The 19192-nt window shown below is 61.9% G+C and carries 20 protein-coding genes; 10 read left to right on the top strand and 10 right to left on the bottom strand.

Going from position 1 to position 19192, the window contains the following annotated elements:
- Position 1 precedes the first annotated feature (1 nt).
- From J2T55_RS09035 to J2T55_RS09015, 5 genes are all read right to left on the bottom strand, one after another.
- The gene (locus tag J2T55_RS09035; protein ID WP_310521984.1) at positions 2 to 1285 is read right to left on the bottom strand and encodes a multicopper oxidase family protein; all 1284 of its coding nucleotides are present in this window, start codon (positions 1283 to 1285) and stop codon (positions 2 to 4) included.
- The gene (locus tag J2T55_RS09030) at positions 1282 to 2664 is read right to left on the bottom strand and encodes a TolC family protein (protein ID WP_259055769.1); all 1383 of its coding nucleotides are present in this window, start codon (positions 2662 to 2664) and stop codon (positions 1282 to 1284) included. Before J2T55_RS09030 ends, J2T55_RS09035 begins: the two co-directional genes overlap by 4 nt.
- Positions 2665 to 2725: 61 nt before the next feature.
- Positions 2726 to 3079, bottom strand: a complete 354-nt coding sequence (locus J2T55_RS09025; RefSeq protein WP_259055767.1) for a hypothetical protein — start codon at positions 3077 to 3079, stop codon at positions 2726 to 2728.
- A 49-nt stretch (positions 3080 to 3128) separates the two neighbouring features.
- Complete coding sequence (locus tag J2T55_RS09020) at positions 3129 to 5345, bottom strand: copper-transporting P-type ATPase (protein ID WP_259055766.1); 2217 nt, start codon at positions 5343 to 5345, stop codon at positions 3129 to 3131.
- A complete protein-coding gene (locus J2T55_RS09015) occupies positions 5342 to 5791 on the bottom strand; it encodes a MerR family DNA-binding protein (RefSeq protein WP_259055765.1) in 450 nt (149 codons plus the stop codon). The genes J2T55_RS09020 and J2T55_RS09015 overlap by 4 nt, the downstream gene beginning before the upstream one ends.
- Before the next feature lie 114 nt (positions 5792 to 5905).
- Between J2T55_RS09015 and J2T55_RS09010 the strand changes: the two genes are divergently transcribed.
- Positions 5906 to 6310 carry a DnaJ family domain-containing protein gene (locus tag J2T55_RS09010; protein WP_259055764.1) on the top strand — a complete coding sequence of 135 codons (405 nt, stop codon included), beginning with the start codon at positions 5906 to 5908 and terminating at the stop codon, positions 6308 to 6310.
- Here the strand turns inward: J2T55_RS09010 and J2T55_RS09005 are convergent.
- On the bottom strand, positions 6307 to 6753 hold the full coding sequence (locus J2T55_RS09005) for a DUF192 domain-containing protein (protein ID WP_259055763.1): 447 nt from the start codon (positions 6751 to 6753) through the stop codon (positions 6307 to 6309). The genes J2T55_RS09010 and J2T55_RS09005 overlap by 4 nt on opposite strands.
- A gap of 201 nt (positions 6754 to 6954) precedes the next feature.
- Here J2T55_RS09005 and J2T55_RS09000 point away from each other — a divergent pair, with 201 nt between their 5' ends.
- Together J2T55_RS09000 and J2T55_RS08995 are read left to right on the top strand one after the other, a co-directional pair.
- The gene (locus J2T55_RS09000) at positions 6955 to 7497 is read left to right on the top strand and encodes an SRPBCC family protein (protein WP_259055762.1); all 543 of its coding nucleotides are present in this window, start codon (positions 6955 to 6957) and stop codon (positions 7495 to 7497) included.
- A 69-nt stretch (positions 7498 to 7566) separates the two neighbouring features.
- On the top strand, positions 7567 to 8517 hold the full coding sequence (locus J2T55_RS08995; RefSeq protein WP_259055761.1) for a cytochrome D1 domain-containing protein: 951 nt from the start codon (positions 7567 to 7569) through the stop codon (positions 8515 to 8517).
- Between the two features lie 142 nt (positions 8518 to 8659).
- Here J2T55_RS08995 and J2T55_RS08990 read toward each other — a convergent pair whose 3' ends face one another.
- Entirely contained in the window at positions 8660 to 9670 is a 1011-nt protein-coding gene (locus J2T55_RS08990) for a DUF2333 family protein (protein ID WP_259055760.1), read from the bottom strand.
- A gap of 104 nt (positions 9671 to 9774) precedes the next feature.
- On the opposite strand from J2T55_RS08990, the gene J2T55_RS08985 reads away from it, so the two are divergent.
- The gene (locus J2T55_RS08985) at positions 9775 to 10470 is read left to right on the top strand and encodes an SEL1-like repeat protein (RefSeq protein ID WP_259055759.1); all 696 of its coding nucleotides are present in this window, start codon (positions 9775 to 9777) and stop codon (positions 10468 to 10470) included.
- Positions 10471 to 10475: 5 nt separating this feature from the next.
- Here the strand turns inward: J2T55_RS08985 and J2T55_RS08980 are convergent, their stop codons facing one another.
- Together J2T55_RS08980 and J2T55_RS08975 are read right to left on the bottom strand one after the other, a co-directional pair.
- Positions 10476 to 10811 (bottom strand): DMT family transporter, encoded by a 336-nt coding sequence (locus J2T55_RS08980; protein ID WP_259055758.1) that lies wholly within the window; start codon positions 10809 to 10811, stop codon positions 10476 to 10478.
- A gap of 6 nt (positions 10812 to 10817) precedes the next feature.
- The gene (locus J2T55_RS08975) at positions 10818 to 11699 is read right to left on the bottom strand and encodes an isocitrate lyase/PEP mutase family protein (protein WP_259055757.1); all 882 of its coding nucleotides are present in this window, start codon (positions 11697 to 11699) and stop codon (positions 10818 to 10820) included.
- 167 nt (positions 11700 to 11866) lie between these two features.
- Here J2T55_RS08975 and J2T55_RS08970 point away from each other — a divergent pair, with 167 nt between their 5' ends.
- From J2T55_RS08970 to J2T55_RS08950, 5 genes are all read left to right on the top strand, one after another.
- The gene (locus J2T55_RS08970) at positions 11867 to 12226 is read left to right on the top strand and encodes a hypothetical protein (RefSeq protein ID WP_259055756.1); all 360 of its coding nucleotides are present in this window, start codon (positions 11867 to 11869) and stop codon (positions 12224 to 12226) included.
- Between the two features lie 38 nt (positions 12227 to 12264).
- On the top strand, positions 12265 to 14043 hold the full coding sequence (locus J2T55_RS08965; protein WP_259055755.1) for a hypothetical protein: 1779 nt from the start codon (positions 12265 to 12267) through the stop codon (positions 14041 to 14043).
- 181 nt (positions 14044 to 14224) lie between these two features.
- Complete coding sequence (locus J2T55_RS08960; RefSeq protein ID WP_259055754.1) at positions 14225 to 14950, top strand: hypothetical protein; 726 nt, start codon at positions 14225 to 14227, stop codon at positions 14948 to 14950.
- A 180-nt stretch (positions 14951 to 15130) separates the two neighbouring features.
- Positions 15131 to 15418: a hypothetical protein gene (locus J2T55_RS08955; protein WP_259055753.1), complete on the top strand. Its 288-nt coding sequence runs from the start codon at positions 15131 to 15133 to the stop codon at positions 15416 to 15418.
- Between the two features lie 148 nt (positions 15419 to 15566).
- Positions 15567 to 16547: a glutathione S-transferase family protein gene (locus J2T55_RS08950; protein WP_259055751.1), complete on the top strand. Its 981-nt coding sequence runs from the start codon at positions 15567 to 15569 to the stop codon at positions 16545 to 16547.
- A gap of 12 nt (positions 16548 to 16559) precedes the next feature.
- Here J2T55_RS08950 and J2T55_RS08945 read toward each other — a convergent pair whose 3' ends face one another.
- Positions 16560 to 17462 (bottom strand): cation diffusion facilitator family transporter, encoded by a 903-nt coding sequence (locus tag J2T55_RS08945; RefSeq protein WP_259055750.1) that lies wholly within the window; start codon positions 17460 to 17462, stop codon positions 16560 to 16562.
- 146 nt (positions 17463 to 17608) lie between these two features.
- On the opposite strand from J2T55_RS08945, the gene gorA reads away from it, so the two are divergent.
- Positions 17609 to 18937: a glutathione-disulfide reductase gene (gene gorA, locus J2T55_RS08940; protein ID WP_259055749.1), complete on the top strand. Its 1329-nt coding sequence runs from the start codon at positions 17609 to 17611 to the stop codon at positions 18935 to 18937.
- Positions 18938 to 19192: the final 255 nt, after the last annotated feature.

Raw genomic sequence — 19192 nt, 5'->3', positions numbered from 1 at the left:
GTTATCCGCTCACTTTCCAGGCGACGCTGCCCTGCGGGTTGTTATACCAGCCCGGATCGCTGTAGTCATCATGGGCCAGGTCATCGCGGATCTTGACCACGGTGAACATACCGCCCATCTCGATCGGTCCGAACGGCCCCTCGCCGGCCATCATCGGCAGGGTGTTGCGCGGTCCCTGCATGCCGTGATGACCGGCATGCTTTTTCGCCATCGCCGTGTGCCGGCCGTGTTCGGCCATGCCGGTCTCGCCCATCGGCATGTAACCAGGCAATAGTTTCTGGATGCGTTCGGCAACCCCGGACTGATCGACACCCAGCGTGTTGGCGATGTCATGGCCCATGGCGTTCATGGTGTGATGCGACATGTGGCAATGGAATGCCCAGTCGCCGGGATTGGCAATGAACTCGATGTCGCGAGTCTGGCCGACTGCGACGATCTCGGTGGTTTCGTCGCGCCACTGCGCGCGCGGCCAGCGGCCGCCGTCGGAGCCGGTGACCTGGTACTTGTGGCCGTGCAGATGAATCGGATGATTCCACATCGACAGGTTGCCCATGCGGATGCGCACGCGTTCTCCCGTGCGGGCGACGATTGAATCGATGGCCGGGAACACCTTGCTGTTGAAGGTCCACAGATCGAACTCGGTCATGATCGACGGATCCGGCCGGTAGGTGCCGGGATGCAGCGCCCAGTTGTGCAGCAGGAAGCAGTAGTCGCGGTCCACCGGCTCGGCATCGCCGTCTTTCGGGTGAATGATGAACATGCCCATCAGCCCGACCGCCATCTGTACCATCTCGTCGGCGTGCGGGTGATACATGTGCGTGCCGTGCTGGTTGAGCGTGAATTCGTAGGCATAGGTCTCGCCCGGCTTGATGTGCGGCTGGCTCAAGCCGCCGACACCGTCCATCCCCGACGGCAACAGGATGCCGTGCCAGTGGATGGTGGTGTGTTCAGGCAGGTTGTTGGTCACCAGGATACGCACGCGATCGCCCTCGACCGCCTCGATGGTCGGCCCGGGCGTCGAGCCGTTGTAACCCCAGCATTTGGCGACACAGCCGGGCGCAAACTCGTGCTCGATCTCCTCGGCCACCAGGTGGAACTCTTTCACGCCGTCCTTCATTTCATAAGGCAGCGAACGGCCGTTCAATGTTTTCACCGGGGTATTACCGCCGGCACGACGACGCCGGCCACTGGCCGGGTCCATGGCAGCCCGGGCGGCATGGCCGGACAGTCCCAGGCCAAGCATGCCCAGGGCTGATGACATCAACAGGTTACGGCGACTGGTCATTGTTCCTCTCCTTCATGCGTTGTCCGCGCCTGACCCGCCAGCGTGGCGGCTGTCGCGCGTTGCAGTTCGGCCCGCGCGATCCAGTAATCGCGCAGGCTGTCGATATAGCCGCGGTAGGCGGACCGCGCCTGGCGCTGCACCAGCAACAGGTCGAACACATCGGCCAGCATGTAGTTCTGTTCGCGCTGCATGTGCTTCAGGGTGTCCTCGTTGGCCGGGATCACCTCGTCGCGGTAATGCACGATCCGATCGCGCAGGCGCTGCAGGCGATCGATGCCGGCCAGCACGTCGTTCTCGATGTCGCGCTCCAATGCCTGGATCGCCGCGCTGTTGTCGAGCAACAGTGTCTCCAGCCGGGCGATCTGCGCCTGCTTCTGATCGAAGATTGGCAGCTCGATGGCGAAGTTGGGTCCGTACAGTGAACTGCCGTCGGTTTCACGTTCGGCATTGAAGCCGAATTCGGCACCGCCCAGGTAACGGGTGTCCATGGTCATGGCCAGGGCCTGCTGCAGGCGTTCGCGATCCTTGCGCAATGCCTGCAGGTCGAGGCGCCGGTCGCTGGCGCGCTGCGCCAGTTGAGACGTCTCCAGTGCCTGCTCCGGTAACGCCGGTAAAGTGTCCGCCAGCTGCCAGTCGCGCTCGCCGGCAGCCAGTCCCAGCAGCCTGGACAGGGCATCGCGGCGGTTGTGATATTCATCCTGCGCCCGCTGCAGCTCGGTTTCGGCTTCCGCGGCTATCGCGCGATGGCGACTCAGTGCCAGCGGCGTCATATTGCCGGCTTCCTCGAAACGCTGCGCGAGTTCATAGCCGGCCTGGCTGGATTCGTTGAGGACCTCGAACACGGCCATTCGACGGGCCGCCGCCTGCACTTTTCGATAGGCAATCAGCACTTCGGCGCTGAAGTCGAGCACCTCCTGGCTGACCGCCAGCTGGGTCCGCTCGAACTCGCTTTGCGCCATACGCTGGCGCGCCGGGCGCAGCAGGATGTCGAGAAAACCCTGGGCGACCTCGAACTCGAGGTTGGTGCCGCTACCGCGGCTGGGAAAGCGGATGCTGGAAAACAGCGTCGGGTTGCCGAGCAGACTGGCCTGCACCAGGTCAGCGCGCGCGAGACCCAGCCGCGCATAGGTTGCCTGCAGATGGTGGTTATTGAGCAATGCAACCTGGATACTGGCATCGGCACTCAACGGCCGTTCCAGCAACCGCGCCACACTCGCGCGGATTTCGGCATCGGCCTCGCGATCGCGATACCAGTAGGCCTTTTGCTCAAGCCGCTGTTCGACGGTTGCTGCCACTTCATCGAAGCCGTCGTCCTGCGGCAGACTGGCGGCGCAACCGCCAAGCAGTGGCAGAGCCAGCAATACAATTCGACCACGCATGATCGTCTCCTGAACATTCATTAACAAACAAGACGGCAACTGCCGTCGCGTGCACTCGGGTTCAGACGTGGTTCGGGGGTCGCAGGTGGGGTTCCGGATGGGCGCTGCGCAGGAAACTGTCCGCGCCATGCAGCAACGCGTCGGTGTTGATGGCCGGGGGCGTTGACGTGACCGGCACGGCACCGGCATTGCAGACCTGGGCGCAGCCGCCGACGCAGTAACAGTCGCAATCGCACTGCAATGGCTCGGCATGTTCAGGTGCCGGCGCCTGGTCATGCTGCATGTCGGCGTGATGGGCGTGATCGCCGGTATTGTCACCGCTGTCATGGCAACCCTGCGCGGCAAATACGGCCGCCGGCTGCAGAACGAGCAGCAACAGCAACAGTCGAGCCATGACGGGACGCAGGGTTTTCATAGCGACAGTATGCCCTGCCGACCACGCCGGATCATCCCCATCATCCCGTTCACAGATCGGCCCGGTTCAGACGCAGGGCATTGGTAATCACCGATACCGAGCTGAAGGTCATGGCCAGTGCGGCGATGATCGGTGACAGCAGCAGGCCGAACAGCGGGTACAGCACACCGGCCGCCACCGGTACGCCAAGGCTGTTGTAGGCAAAGGCGAAGAACAGATTCTGGCGGATGTTGCGCAGCGTCAGCCGGCTCAGGCGACGCGCCCGGACAATGGCACGCAGATCCCCCTTGATCAGCGTGATGCCGGCGCTCTCCATGGCGACATCGGTACCGGTGCCCATGGCGATGCCGACCTCGGCCTGCGCCAGTGCCGGCGCGTCGTTGATGCCGTCGCCGGCCATGGCCACGATGCGGCCTTCCTGCTGCAGGCGCTTGACGGTATCGACCTTCTGCTGCGGCAGCACCTCGGCGACGACTTCGTCGATGCCGAGCTGCCGCGCGACTGCCTCGGCGGTGGTGCGGTTGTCACCGGACACCATGACAATGCGAATGCCTTCCGCATGCAGCATGGTCACCGCTTCCTGCGTGGTTGTCTTGATCGGATCGGCGACGCTGATGACGCCCGCCGCCGCGCCGTCGACGGCGACGAACATGGCCGTCTGGCCGTTGCGCCGCAGGCTTTCCGCCTTGTCGGCCAGCGCCTGTACATCAACGTCCCGTGCGTCCATCAGGGCGCGATTGCCGAGCGCGACGTCGTGACCAAGCACGCGACCGGTCACACCCTGGCCGGTATGCGATTCAAAGTTGTCTGCGGCCTGCAGTTGCACTCCGCCGTTCTCGGCGCCGCTGACGATGGCAGCGGCCAGCGGATGCTCGCTGCCGCGCTCCAGGCTTGCGGCCAGTTGCAGGACGTCGTCGCCGCGCCAGTCGTTCAGGGTATGCACGGCCTGCAGCCGCGGCCGACCCTCGGTCAGCGTACCGGTCTTGTCGACGACCAGGGTATCGACCTGGCGCAGCACCTCGATGGCCTCGGCATTCTTGAACAACACGCCGGCCGTCGCACCCTTGCCCGTCGCCACCATGATCGACATCGGCGTGGCCAGGCCGAGTGCACAGGGACAGGCGATGATGAGCACGGCGATGGCATTGATCAGCGCGTAGCTCAGGCGCGGTTCCGGGCCGAACAACGCCCAGACGATAAAGGTGACCACCGCGATCACGATCACCGCCGGCACGAACCAGGCCGCCACCTGATCGGCCAGCTTCTGGACCGGCGCGCGACTGCGCTGCGCCTCGGCAACCATCTGCACGATCTGTGACAGCGTGGTGTCGTCACCGACCTGCTGCGCGGTGATCACCAGTGAGCCGGTACCGTTGATGGTTGCACCAATCACCCGGTCGCCGGCCGTTTTTTCCACCGGCACCGGCTCGCCGGTGAGCATGGACTCGTCCACGGCACTATGGCCCTCGGCAACCTGGCCGTCCACCGGCACCTTTTCGCCGGGGCGAACGCGCAACCGGTCACCGAGCTGCAGTTCGTCGATGGCGACGTCTTCCTCACTGCCATCGGTATTCAGCCGTCGCGCCGTTTTCGGCGCCATACCGAGCAGCGCCTTGATGGCCGAGCTGGTCCGGCTGCGCGCATGCAGCTCCATGACCTGGCCGAGCAGTATCAGCGTCACGATCGCGGCCGCAGCTTCGAAGTACACCCCGACCTGGCCGTGATCGCCGCGGAACGAGGACGGAAACAGCTCCGGCAGCAGTACGGCCACCACACTGTAGAAATAGGCAACACTGACGCCGAGACCGATCAGCGTGAACATGTTCAGATTCAGCGTGCGCAGCGATTGTACGGCGCGCACCAGAAACGGCCAGCCGCCCCACAGCACCACCGGTGTGGCGAACAGCAATTCGAGCCACTGACGGGTCTGCGTGTCCAGCAGTGCCGCCAGTGGATTGCCGGGCAGCATGTGGCCCATGGCCAGCGCCAGCACCGGCAATGTCAATGCGGCGCTGATCCAGAAGCGCCGGGTCATGTCCTGGAGCTCGGGCGTGTCATCGTCGTCCAGCGACACGGTGACGCGCTCCAGCGTCATACCGCACTTCGGACAGTCACCGGGTTCGTCGCGCACGACTTCCGGATGCATGGGACAGGTCCACTGCCCCGGCCGGGCGTCAGACTGCGACCGATCGCCGGCTGATGCGTGTCGACCGTGGCCACATTGGCCCTGGCCGGCCGCCTTTTCAGGCTGCGCGTGTTCGTTCATGGTGTCTTCGTCTGCTGCGTTGCTTTATCCGGCAGCGGCGCTGCCGGGCCATCCGCTAGTGCTGCCAGGATCGGGCATTCGGCCCGCGGCACGTCGCCGGGACACTGCCCGGTGACGTGCACCAGCGCTGCGCGCATGCGCTCGAGCGCGGCGATGCGGCTATCAATATCGGCCAGACGCTGTTCGGCCAGCTGCTTGACCGCGTGGCTGCTGGCCTGGCTGTCGGCGGACAGGCTCAACAGCTCGCGGATTTCGGCCAGCGAGAAACCCAGCGCCTTGGCCTGGCGGACAAATGACAGCTGCCGGATGCTATCGGCGGAATAACGCCGATAACCGCCGGCACTGCGCGGCGGCGGCGGGATCAGGCCCTCGCGCTCGTAGTAGCGTACCGTTTCGATGCCGAGGCCGGTGTGGCGGGCAACCTGCCCGATCGTCATTGTCTTCATGGTTTTAACCTCATGTATTCCAGTCTATATCCTGTAGTCTACTACAGAGTCAAGATATTGTGAGCCAGCTGATCATGCAGCCGGACTTGCCCGACCGGCTTCGGAATGGGAGGCTTGAGCCACGCAACGTATTGCACGGATCACGTCATGTTCCTGATCGATGAACTCGCCGAGCAGCGCATCCAGCAAGCCGTCGACAACGGCGAGCTGGATAACCTGGCCGGGCACGGTCGGCCGCTGGAGCTGGACGACGACAGCCTGGTGCCGGAAGAACTGCGCATGGCACACCGCGTCCTGAAAAACGCCGGCTACGCACCACCGGCGGTGATCGATCGCAAGAGCATCGAGGCGCTCAGCGCGGAACTGGAATGGACGGAAGACGACGCCGAGCGGCGCCGCATCGTCGGCCGCATGAACTGCCTGCAGGCACGGCTGGAGGCAACATCGCGCCAGCGCTGCAGCCTGTTGCTGCAAAGCGATTACTACGACCGGGTAATGACGCGGCTGGCCGGTGACTAGCGCGCGTCGTGTCGCCCGGTATTATTGAAGATGCGGTGGCAAACACGGTCGCCGACGCGCAGGCCGTGCCGGTCACTGCTGCCGGCGTTGACCTCGAGCACCGCGCGTACCGGCTGGGTCGAATCGATGATCTCGCGCGATAGCGGCCGGGTGTGCTCGACGATGTGAACGATATAGCCCTCGGCATCGATAAACAGCATATCCAGCGGTATGTGGGTATTTTTCATCCACATCTGCACCGGACGCGGCTCGTGATAATCGAACAACATGCCATTACCCACCGGCAGATCGTGGCGGTGCATCAGGCCGGCGCGGCGCGACGCGGCGTCGTCAGCGATCTCCACCCGGTAATGAACAGTCTCGCCGTCGGCGCGTTCTACCGCCAGCAATTCGAGCGGGGTCGCCGCCGGCAGTGAAACCGGCAATAAGGAAAAAATCAGCATGATCAGGAAAAACCGGCAAAAAGCGTGAGCTTTTATCGGCGCGGATGGTCTGAAGTATTCCCGGATCAATGGATTCGACATGACGTGGATAGCCGGTTCGGATTAAGATAATTCGACTCATCACTGGGATTCGTCGCTCACCGGCATACTAACGTGACGACGGACCCGATTGAATAGACCCATAGCAGGAGAATAAAAACGATGCGGAAATTTGTAACTCGCGGACTCACGCTCGGGCTTGTCGGCCTGTTGCTGATACCGGCACTGGCCACGGCGCACGGCCCCAGTCGCCTCAAGGTCATGAAGGAAGTAGAGATCGACGCCTCTCCGGAGAAGGTCTGGGCTGTCATTTCCGAGTTCTGCTCAATTCAGGACTGGCACCCGGCAATCGCCAAGTGCGAATCCGACGGCAGCCATGAAAAAGGCACAACACGCGTGCTGACGCTGGAAAACGGCGAATCCTTCACCGAGGAAATGCTCAAGCATAATGACGAAGAGATGCTGTATGCCTATCGCATTACCGAACCCAACCACGATGCCGTGCCGGTCGGTACCTACGGCTCGACGATTGATGTCAATGCGGGCGAAAACGGTGGCTCGGTCCTGAGCTGGAAGGGCTTCTTCTATCGCGCCTACCCGAACAACGATCCGCCGCCGGAACTGTCCGACGAGGCAGCTGAAAATGCCATCATCAATATCTATGACTCCGGCATGGCCAGCATCAAGGAACTTGCCGAGCAGTAAGCATCCTGCAAAAGCCCGGCCGCAAGCCGGGCTTTTGCTTTTACCGTTGCAAGATTGAGCACTCGAACGATGCGTATTAGCCCCGTTCTCGTATTTATCCTGTTGTGCTGGCCGTCCATCGGCCAGTCTGCACCTTTCGCCTACATTACCAACCAGATCGGCGGTTCGGTCTCGGTCATCGATACCGAAACCGGACAGGTCACCGACACCATCGAGGTCGGCAGCAAACCGGCCGGTGTTGCGGTTACACCCGACAATCGTCGGCTGTTTGTCACCGACCCGGAAGCCCGCTCGGTATTTGTCATTGATATTGAAAACCTGGAACTGATCGACACCCTGCAACTCGGCGAAGGACCACTGGCGATTGCCATGCAGCCGGATGGCAGCCGCTTCTATGTCGCAGACTGGTACGAAGATGTCGTGCGCATGATTGACAGTGAAACGCTGACCACGCTGAAAACTTTTAGCGTCGGCGCATCACCTTCCGGACTGGCCGTACACCCGGACGGTGGATCGCTTTACGTCAGCAACCGCGATGACAACACCCTGTCGCTGATCGACCTGGAAACCGACCAGGTCGAGGCCACAATCGAGGTCGGCACGGCACCGTTCGGTGTCAGCATGGCGGTCGACGGCAGCCAGATCTACGTTGCCAACGTTCAAACCAGTGACGTCAGCATCGTCGACAGCCGCGAATTCGAGCTAACAGCCACGGTGACCGTGGGTCTGTTTCCCTATGTCACCCAGCAGGTGCCGGGAGTCAACCGGCTGTTCGTAACCAATCAACGCGATGGCACGGTTGCCGTTATCGACCTGGAAAGCCAGGACAAGATCGCCGACATCGAGGTCGGCTCCTACCCTGAAGGCATGAACCTGCACCCCGACGGAAAGACGCTATACGTCAGCAACTGGGGCGACAATTCAGTCTCGTTGATCGACAGCGAAACACTGGAAGTGACGGGAACCATCAACGTCGGTGACGGCCCGCGCGCCTATGGCCCGTTCATCGCACCGCGGTAAGTTGGTGATTGGTGATTGGTAATTGGTGATAGGAGCCGACTTCAGTCGGCGAAACATGATCTTGAAGAATCGCGGATTGCAATCCGATCCCACAGGAGTCGGATCTTGCCAATCACTAATTACCAGTTACCAATCACCACTCTCACCCTTCAGCCAGCAGACTGCGCAGATCAATGACCGCCGCGTTGGCGCGTGAAATATACGATCCCATGACCAGCGAGTGATTGGCGAGCAGGCCGAAGCCGGAGCCATTCAGGATCACGGGGCTCCAGACCGCGGTCTGGGTTGCTTCCAGTTCACGAATGATCTGTTTCAGGCTGACCTGCGCATTCTTGTCATCGAGAACGCCGGCAAAGTCCCTTTCCATGGCGTGCAGGAAATGGATCAGCGCCCAGGTCGCACCGCGCGCTTCGTAGAATACGTCATCGATTTCCAGCCACGGTGTCCGGATCATCATCTCCAGCGGCCGTCGGGTCGACTGGCTGGCGGCGGGTTCACCGCCCAGGTCGGTGTTGATGCGCACCTGGCCGACACTGGCACTGAGCCGCTGCGACAGGCTGCCAAGCCGCTTTTCAACGATAACCAGCCAGCTGCGCAGATTATCGGCACGGGCGTAGAACCGGGCGTCACCGTCGGCCGCATTGGTCAGTCGCGCCCGGTAGCGTTTCAGCGCCTTAATGCCGGCACGGTATTCACTCTCTGCCGCCGGCAGGATCCAGGACCGGTGATCGATGTGGAACTGCGGATCGGCGATCACCAGGTCGGCATCTTCCGTCGATTGCGTTTGCGAACGGCTGAAATCATTACGCAGCGCTCGCGTCAGATCGCGTACCTGGGTCAGCACGCCGTATTCCCAGGCAGGCATGTTATCCAGCCACAGGCCCGGCGGCAGAATATCGTTACTCAGGTAACCGCCGCGCTTATCGAGCAGGGTCTGTACAACCTGTATCAGGGTGCTGGTGGTGACCTCACCGCGGATCGCGGTACTGGCGTCAGCACTGACATCCGCCGTCACATCCAGCAACGCCGACTCGTGGCCCCACCAGAACATCAATACACCGATCACGGTCATATATAGACCGATGCCGGCACCCAGCAATTGCAACCAGCGCCGCCGCCAGGCGCCGCGATCAGGGGATAAAGGGTCGTTCATGGCCGGTTCCGCAATGTTGGCGAACCGGTCAGCACCGGCTCGCTAAATACCTGTGGGCACTTTATACTTCCCGGCAGGATAAAGCGATGCCCGGAGTTCCTGTCATGATATCCCGCCCCATCAATTACTGGTTTCTGTTGCTGGCACTGGCGTCACCCGGCGTCCTCGCCGAGGAACAACGGGAAACACGTTCGTTTGCGGACGTACGTGAAAATGGCCTGAACGACGAGGAGCTGCGTGCCCTGGCCGAGAAAAAACGCGAATACAGTGACGACCCGCAGGCGCTCGAACAGTTCGAAAAACTGCAACGCGCACTGGATGTCAGCGATGAAGACATAGCGCGGGCTCAACAGAACGAAAGTGGCAGCACCGCTGACACTGACAACGCGGCAACTTCATTCGAGGCCGACCCGCGACAGGCGGAACAGGCCTATCGCGATGGCGACTACGAAACGGCACAACAGCACTACGAGGCACTCGCTGCCGAGGGTGACGGCTACGCCAACCTGATGCTCGGGCTGATGCATCACCAGGGCCAGGGCGTCGACGCCGATCTGTCCAAGGCCCGTGCCTACTACGAGCGCGCGGCCGACTACGGCGAGGAACGCGGCCGTGAACTCAACAACAGTCTCGAACACGAAATGAGCGAGCAGCAGATCGAAGAATCGTCACAGAGCTACTCGGAACTGATCGAACAGCAGCGTAAAGCCGGCGCCCCCGCAGCGCCGGAGCGCGACGAGCCCGAACGCTATCGCCGTGTCATTATCGAGAACGAACAACCGACCGGGCCGGGCGAGTAAACGGCTCAGGCGGACGGTATGCTTTTGGACACTGCCGTCAGCATCACGATACCTGCCACGATGAACAGCATGCCCAGCAGTGCCGGCCAGTCAAGACGTTCACTGAAGACGACGTAACCGAACGCGGCGATCAGGACGATCCCGGCACCCGACCAAATGGCGTAGGCAATACCCACCGGTATATGCTTCAGCGTCAATGACAGGAAGTAAAACGCCAGGGCGTAGCCGATGACCACGATCAGGCTCGGTCCCAGCCGGGTAAAGGATTCGGATGCACGCAGCGCCAGCGTGCCACTGACCTCGGCGACGATGGCGATCGCCAGGTAAATATAGTGCGGCATCAGAATCTAGTCCTTTTGCTGAAAGCGTTCGCGCAGCGACGCATATTCCGGCAGGCCCAGTATCTCCTTGATGGCTTCAAAGTCGACCATTTCATGAGTCATCGCCTGGGTATGGCCGTCGCGTTTGAAGGCCTCGGCCAGATCACGCATGCCTTTCGCCGCCAGCAGAACCGAATCGATCGGTGCGACGACCAGCTTGAAGCCCATGGCTTCGAGTTCAGCCGCGCTGAGGATCGGTGTCTTGCCGAATACCAGCATGTTGACGAATTTCGGGTACGGTACCCGTTCGCAAATGGTCTGCAGTTCCTCGACCGACAGCGGCGCCTCGATAAAGGCGAAATCGGCACCGGCTTCACAATAAGCATTGACGCGATCGATAGCCGCGTCCAGACCGTGCGTCTCGCGGGCATCGGTGCGCGCCACAAAAACGAAATCCGGATCGCGCCGTGCTTCAACCGCGGCGCGGAACTTCAGCACCATGTCATCCTTTTCTATGGTCTGCTTGTTGCCAAAATGGCCGCAGCGTTTCGGAAACGCCTGGTCCTCGAGAATGATGCCGGCGGCACCGGCACCTTCGAACTGCTGTACACAGCGCATGACGTTGTGAATATCGCCATGACCGGTATCGGCGTCGGCCAGTACCGGGATCGTTAACCGCTCACACATGCGCCGGGTGGCGTCGACCATTTCGGTCAGACCAAGGAAATTGATATCCGGTAACCCGAGCATGCTGGCGCTGGTGCCAAAGCCGCCGACAAAGACGGATTCGAACCCGGCCTGCTCGATCATCAACGCCCCCAGTACATCATGGGCACCGAGCATGCGGATGATACCCGGCTGCTGCATCTGCTCGCGCAAACGACCAGCCGCAGTTTGCTTGTCAGACATGACACTCCCCTTCTGTTCTTGAACCTTGAATGCCCGGTACGGATTGCCGCGGGCCGTATATCGGTTGTACTGCTGACGGCAGCAAATGTCGATTTCGATGATAGCAGCAATGCCGCTCTGCGTTACAATGACAGTATTATTTCGGCGCACACACGGGAGCGATGGTTATGGTGGACAATCTGACCGACACCACGGGCGGACGACCCGAGGGCAGCATCTTCATGGGCATGGTATGGATGGCGGTGTTATCGCTGCTGCTGTTCTGGCTGCCGGCTTTTGGTCCATTAATTGCCGGCATCGTCGGCGGCAAGGTGGCCGGTAGCGTCGGTAACGGTCTGGCCGCGGCGGTACTGCCCGGCCTGCTGCTGTCGATCCTGCTGGCGCTGGTGTTCACCGTGGCCGCCGCGCCGCTGGGCCTGTTTGCGCCGGTAGTTGGTACGTTCGCCGGCGCGACCGTATTCCTGGTCATTCTTATCCAGCTCATCCCGCTGATGATCGGCGCGCTCATCGGCGGCCTGATGGCCTGAAACACCCTGCCCTTAACACTTCTGCCGAGACTGTCATCATGACCCTGCTTTCCCGCTGCCCTCAGCGTACGCTGCTATGTGTCTGCCTGTTACTGCCAATCACGGCCTTCGCGGCAGACCTTGAGGCTTTGCGCGAACGCGCCGAGGCCGGCAGCAGCCACGCGCAGACCGAACTCGGCTATCTTTACCACACCGGCGAGGGCGTCGAGCAGGATTACCAGGTAGCACTGGACTGGTACCGACGCGCGGCCGAACAGGGCCAGCCAGATGCCCAGTACAACCTCGGTGTGGCGTATGCATTCGGCCACGGCGTCGATCCGGATCCAGTCCAGGCGAGCGAGTGGTACCGACGTGCGGCCGAACACGGCCAACCGGTCGCGGCATTCAGTCTCGGCCTCGCCCACCTGCAGGGCGACGGTGTACGCAAGGATCCATTACGCGCCGCAGAACTGTTTCAACAGGCCGGGGAAAGCGGCTATGCACGCGCCCAGGTGCATCTCGGCAGTCTTTACCACACCGGCAACAGTGTGCCGCAGGATTACGAACTGGCCGCCTACTGGTACCAGCAGGCGGCGGAACGCGGTGACGCCACCGCCCAGTACAATCTCGCCAACCTGTACCGCGCCGGCCGCGGTGTGCCCCGCGACGCCGATCAGGCACGGCGCTGGTACCAGTCTGCCGCCGAGCAGGACTACGAACTGGCGCGCACGGCCCTCGCGGAAATGTCGCAGGACGCTGCCGCCAACGGCGACACCCGGCCGCCGCGGCGCATCGTCTCGCCGCCGCTGCCCGACGGCGACGCTGAGACGGCCGCGGACACCGCCGTGGAGGCCACCACGCCGGCCCAACTGTCCGGGGTACAGGCCGGGGATGCCGCCATGGCGGACGGCTTTGCCGACAGTCTTCCGGTCATAGCCGAGGATGACACGGCCGAGGTTGTCGAGACCGGCCCGGTCACCGATACCGAACCAGGCGAGCAAACACCGGAGTCCGAACAGCCCGGTTTCTTCAGCCGCCTGTTTGGCGGCACGCGTGAACAGACCGACACCACTGCGGATCCGGCCGCCGAAGAGAACAACACGGCTGCCAGCAACAGCGACTGGGTCGAGCCCCTGCCGGCGCCGGCAACCGACGCGGGTAGCGGCTCGCCGGCGCCAGACACCGAAACGGATGAACAGCCGGACGAGCTGGCGGAGACGATTGCCCATGCCGAGGCGGCCCTGGCCACGGGCGATTATCGCAGCGCCCTGGACGCGCTGCAGCGTGAGGCACTGGCCGGCAACGCCGCCGCGGAAAGCCGGCTGGGCGATCTGTATTTCAACGGCAAGGGCGTCGAGCGCAATCCCGATCGCGCCCTGCTCTGGTACCGGCGTGCCGCCAAGCGCGGCTACGCCGACGCCCAGTACCAGCTCGGCAATATGCATCGCAGCGGCAAAGGCGTGCTCAAGGACAATTACAAGGCACGCGACTGGTACGCACTGGCGGCCGAGCAGGGCCACGACCGGGCGCGCGAGCGGCTTGAAACCCTGGAACAGCAGCTGGCCGAGAAGCGCCGTTATCAGCCCGAGTCCCACGACAGCGCCAGCGGTGTTCAGATCGAGCAGCTGAATAATGATGCCGACACGCCACCGCTGGCGACACTGCCCGACGAAGCGGCCGACAGCGACTCCGATGAACAACGGGCGGCGCCAGCCGCGGACACGGACAGCACGCCGGAACCGGTCCGTGAGGCCGAACCGGCAACCGACAACAAGCCGGCGCAACAGCCTCCCCGGGCCGGCCGCGTTGTTACCCCACCGATTGAAACCGGCGACTGAAGCCGGTGAAAACCTGTCACTGCCGCTAACCTGAGAACCCGGTCACAAAACGCAGTAAATCTCCGCGCCGTATAGAGTTTTACCCAGCTGACACGTTTATTCTTTGAGTGAACAGCGTCGCCGCGCTTTCAGGGGGTGTGGCCACGTTTTCGCAGACCCTATATTCAGGGACCCAGTTACCATGGCGGCCGATACCAGCCCCAGCTGCCGTTTCTGCCCGTCGGTCAAAATGACCGCCTCGGTGCGCCCGGCCGTGCGCGCCGATCTGCGTGTCGGTGCCTGGCTACTGGTGGCACTGGGACTCGCAATCGGCATGTTCAGCCACGGCCGTTTCAGTTTCGTGCTCGGCGGGCTGGTACTGGCCATGATCGCCATACCGCTGACCGACCCGCGCCTGGCACGGGTCTGGCTGTGTCCGAACTGCGGCCACTGCTATCCGCATGTCGTGCACGGCGAGTCGCCCCTGCTGCACTATCGCTGGCGCGTCTGGCCGCTGGTTCTCAGCGTAACGGCGTTACTGGTTCTGGGCCTGGGTTTTTGGGTGCTGCTGGCCTGGCAGGGCTGGGATCGGCAGCTGTTCGGACCCGCCGACAGCATGATCGAACAACTGCGTATAGCCCTCGGTTTTGCCGTCCTTATAGCCGTGCTCTGCGTACTGGCCGAATCACTCGAACACTACCCGCAGGAGCCGTTCCTGTGGCGCGCCCTGTCGATGACCGCCCTGCTGCTGGGCCTGGGCACCACCGCCAACGCCGCAACCACCGCCAGCTGGCTGGTGGTCGGTCCGGCGCATGAATGGGTGCGGCTGGGCATACTCACCATCGGTGAAGCCGTTATCCTGGTCATGGCCATGAGTCGATCGCGGCTGTTCGTCGAGTGGGACAGCGAAACCACTCCGGACGTCTAGCCCGCACAGGCCATTATCAGCGAATCTGTCGGTCATAGACGACAGAATGTCCTCCCCCGATTTCCCCAACCTGTAAAAAATCCATTGTTTTCAAAAGGCTGAAGTTTTCAGCCATTATGGCACGGCGTTTGCGATGGTCATGCTATCGCCAAGAGACGGCCCACCACCGGAAACGCCCTAATGAACATCTATGCCTGCTGGTACAACGGTCTGCCCGGCTACTGTTTTGAGCACCCGCACAGTGGCTGGTGGTTCGTCCCCGAGCGGGACCGGCCGGATTCGACGCCGTGTCGACATCTGCACCTGCTCGACTTCATCTTCGTCAACGCCCGTGAGTGGCGGTTCGAGGTCGCGCGCCTGCAGCAGCCCCGCCCGTCGCTGTGGCAGCGCCTGTTGAATCGCTGGCTGGGCGATAGGCCACCGCGTACGGTCGCCGGCTTGCTGCTGTTGCCGATCAACCAGTACTGATTCCGGCCGATCGCAGCCCGTTCCACTGCGATCACACGCCTCAAGCCGGTCAGGATGACCGGCTCTTTTTAATGCCCATTGCACCGGAACACACGTGCCCGCTGACAGTCTGTCCTAGGACAGGTTTTCATCGAGCGGGAAACAGCACATGGGGTTACTCATCGACGGCCAGTGGCACGATCAATGGTATGACACCGAAGCGACCGACGGCCGCTTCGTGCGCGAGGACAGCCAGTTCCGTAACTGGGTCACGGCCGACGGCAGCAACGGCTTCCCGGCGGCGGCCAATCGCTATCACCTGTATGTATCGCTGGCCTGCCCGTGGGCTCACCGGACACTGATCTTTCGACGCCTGAAAAAACTCGAGGACATTATCGGGGTATCAGTGGTCAATCCCTACATGGGCGAGCATGGCTGGACCTTTATCGAGGATGACACCTGCGTCGGCGATCGCGTCAACCACACCACCTACCTGCATGAACTCTATACACTGACCCGGCCGGATTATACCGGCCGGGTGACGGTGCCGGTGCTCTGGGACAAGCAGCAGCAAACGATTGTCAGCAATGAGTCGGCCGAGATCATTCGCATGCTGAACCGCGCGTTCGACGCCTTTACCGACGTCCGCAGCGACTTTTATCCCGAGGCGCTACAGACCGACATCGACGCCATCAACGAAACCGTCTATCACAACGTGAACAATGGCGTTTATCGCTGCGGCTTTGCCACCCGCCAGCAGGCCTACGAAGAGGCATTCGACCAGCTTTTCACGACCCTCGATGAACTCGAGGCGCGACTGGCACAACAACGCTACCTGGTCGGCGAGCGGCTGACCGAGGCCGACTGGCGCCTGTTCACGACGCTGGTGCGTTTCGATGCCGTCTACGTCGGCCATTTCAAGTGCAACAAGTACCGCATCGCCGACTATCCGAACCTCGCCAACTATCTGCGCGAGCTGTACCAGTTCCCCGGCGTTGAAGCGACGGTCAACTTCCGGCATATCAAGCGCCACTATTATACGAGTCATGCCAGCATCAACCCGACCGGGATCGTGCCGGCCGGACCGGCCCAGAATCTGTCGGCCCCCCATGACCGCGAGTGTCTGCCGGCACAGCCGCTGCCCAACTAGCGCCCGTCCCGGCTAGCCGGGCTTTGCCGACGCTTCGCTATCGTCTGCGGGATCCTGGTGAATGATGATATCGGCCTGAGGATAGGCCCGGGCCAGCCGCTGCTGGACTTCGGTGGCGATCGCGTGCGCCGTGGCCAGGTCCATATCCGGTGTCAGAACCAAATGCAGCTGGATGAACTGATCCAGCCCGGAGGCACGGGTACGCAATTCGTGCAGGTCATGCACCTGCGGATGCGCCAGCACGATCGACTTGATGCGCTCGCGCTCGCTGTCGGCCAGTTCGCGATCCATAAGCTGATCCAGCGCCCCTGTAGCGATGCGCCAGGCATTAACGAGCAGATACAGGGCAATGGCAATGGCGATCAACGGATCGAACCAGTGCCAGCCAAGCCACTGATCAACTGCGATGGCCGTGATAACCCCGACATTGATCAGCACATCGCCGTAGTAATGCAACGAGTCGGCAGTGATCGCCAGCGAACCGGTCGCGTTGATGGCGCGGCGCTGGTAGATCACCAGGCCGATGGTCACCAGTGTCGCCAGGATCATGACGCCGATGCCGACCTGGGCATAGTCGAGCGGTTGCGGATGCCACAACCGGTTGAACGCCTCGATCAGCACGAAGACTCCCGAACCGCTGATGAAGGCGGCCTGGGCCAACCCGGCCAGCGGTTCGGCCTTGCCGTGGCCGAAGCGATGTTCACGGTCCGGCGGCTGCAGCGCCACATGGACCGCCAGCAGGTTGACGGTCGAGGCCATCAGGTCGACGACGGAATCGATCAGGCTCGATAACAGCGCCACCGAGCCGGTGAGCACGTAGGCAACCAGCTTGATCGCAATCAACAGGGATGCGACGGCAACCGCCAGCCAGGTTGCCCGGCGCATGAGCCGATTGTTGCTGTCACTGGCCGGCATACCTGTAACCTCCGGTTGTCGGGATAGGCGCACGTGGTTATCGCATGTTGCACCGGTCGGCAGCTGATTTTGGTCAGCGCCACTATGCCGGTATCCTTTATGATGCCAGTATAAATTCAAATACCAACCAATGGGCGAAGTAACGCATGGATTATGACTTTTTCGTGATCGGCGGCGGCTCCGGCGGCATACGCGCCGCGCGCACCGCCGCCCAACTTGGCGCGCGCGTCGCGGTCGCCGAGCAGGGACCGCTGGGTGGAACCTGTGTCAACGTCGGCTGTGTGCCGAAAAAACTGTTCGTCTATGCTGCCGAATTCAGCAAAGCGTTCGCACACGCCGGCGATTTCGGCTGGCAGCTGACCAGCCCGCAATTCGACTGGTCAACCCTGATCGGCAACAAGAATACGGCAATCGAGCGTCTGAACGGCATTTACCGCCAATTGCTGGAAAAAGCCAACGTCAGCCTGTACGAAACACGTGCCCGGGTCACCGGGGCGCACGAGATCAGCCTCGACGATGGCCAGCGTATAAGCGCCCGGCACATTGTCGTTGCGACCGGCGGCCAGCCGACCCGGCCACCAATTCCCGGCGCCGAGCACGGCATCGTTTCCGATGACGCGTTTTATCTTGAACAACTGCCGCAGCGGGTCGTTATCGTCGGTGGTGGCTATATCGGCGTCGAATTCGCCGGCATTTTCCATGGCCTCGGCGTGGAAACCGTGCTCATGCATCGCGGCGACATGATCCTGCGCGGCTTCGACGACGACAGCCGGCAGTTTCTCGCCGAGCAGCTGCAAGCACAGGGCATTGATCTGCGCTTCAACACCGGCATCAGCGCGATCGAAAAACATGACCGACTGCACATTAAAACCGACAACGGTGACACCGAGGTTGCCGACTGCGTCCTGTTCGCCACCGGTCGCAAGCCGAATACCGAATACCTCGGCCTCGCCGAGCTGGGCGTCGAACTGACCGCCTCTGGCGCGATCCTTGTCGATCAGCAGTACAGCACGGCCGTCGATTCCATTCACGCCGTCGGTGACGTTATTGACCGTGTCATGCTCACGCCAATGGCACTGGCCGAGGGGACGACGGTCGCCCAACGCCTGTTCGGTGACGGTGGCGCACAGCCGGACTACGAACAGGTACCAACCTGCGTCTTCGCCCAGCCGAGCATGGCGAGTATCGGCCTGAACGAACGCCAGGCCCAGGAGCAGGACATGACGGTCGAGGTCTACCGCCACCAGTTCCGGCCACTGCAATACAGCCTGGTCGAAACGCCATTACGCTGCCTGGTCAAGCTGGTGGTGGAAAAGGACAGCCAACGGGTGGTCGGCGCGTTCATGGTCGGACCGGACGCCGGCGAGATCATGCAGGGACTGGCGATCGCCATGCGCGCCGGCGCTACCAAGCAGGACTTCGATGCCACCCTTGGCATTCATCCCACCAGTGCCGAGGAATTTGTCAGTCTTTAGGCTGGTGATTGGTGATTGGTGATTGGTGATTGGTGATTGGTGATTGGTGATTGGTGATTGGTGATTAAAAAAGCGTGATCAACCCTGTTTCGGTGTCAAGGTAAAATTTCAGATTCGTAGGAGGCCCGACCGCGGGCCGAACAGAAGGTCGGTTACCGCAGAGCCTGTAAATCAAATTGTGTAACTGCCCATTGGTGCTAGTGTACAAGAGGAGCCCATCAATGGCAGAGACAATGGATCAGGACAAACTGAAGG

This window comes from Methylohalomonas lacus (assembly GCF_024808875.1).
Taxonomy (GTDB): domain Bacteria; phylum Pseudomonadota; class Gammaproteobacteria; order Methylohalomonadales; family Methylohalomonadaceae; genus Methylohalomonas; species Methylohalomonas lacus.
The sequence above is the reverse complement of the archived record's forward strand: the minus strand, read 5'-3'. Positions and strand labels throughout refer to the sequence as shown.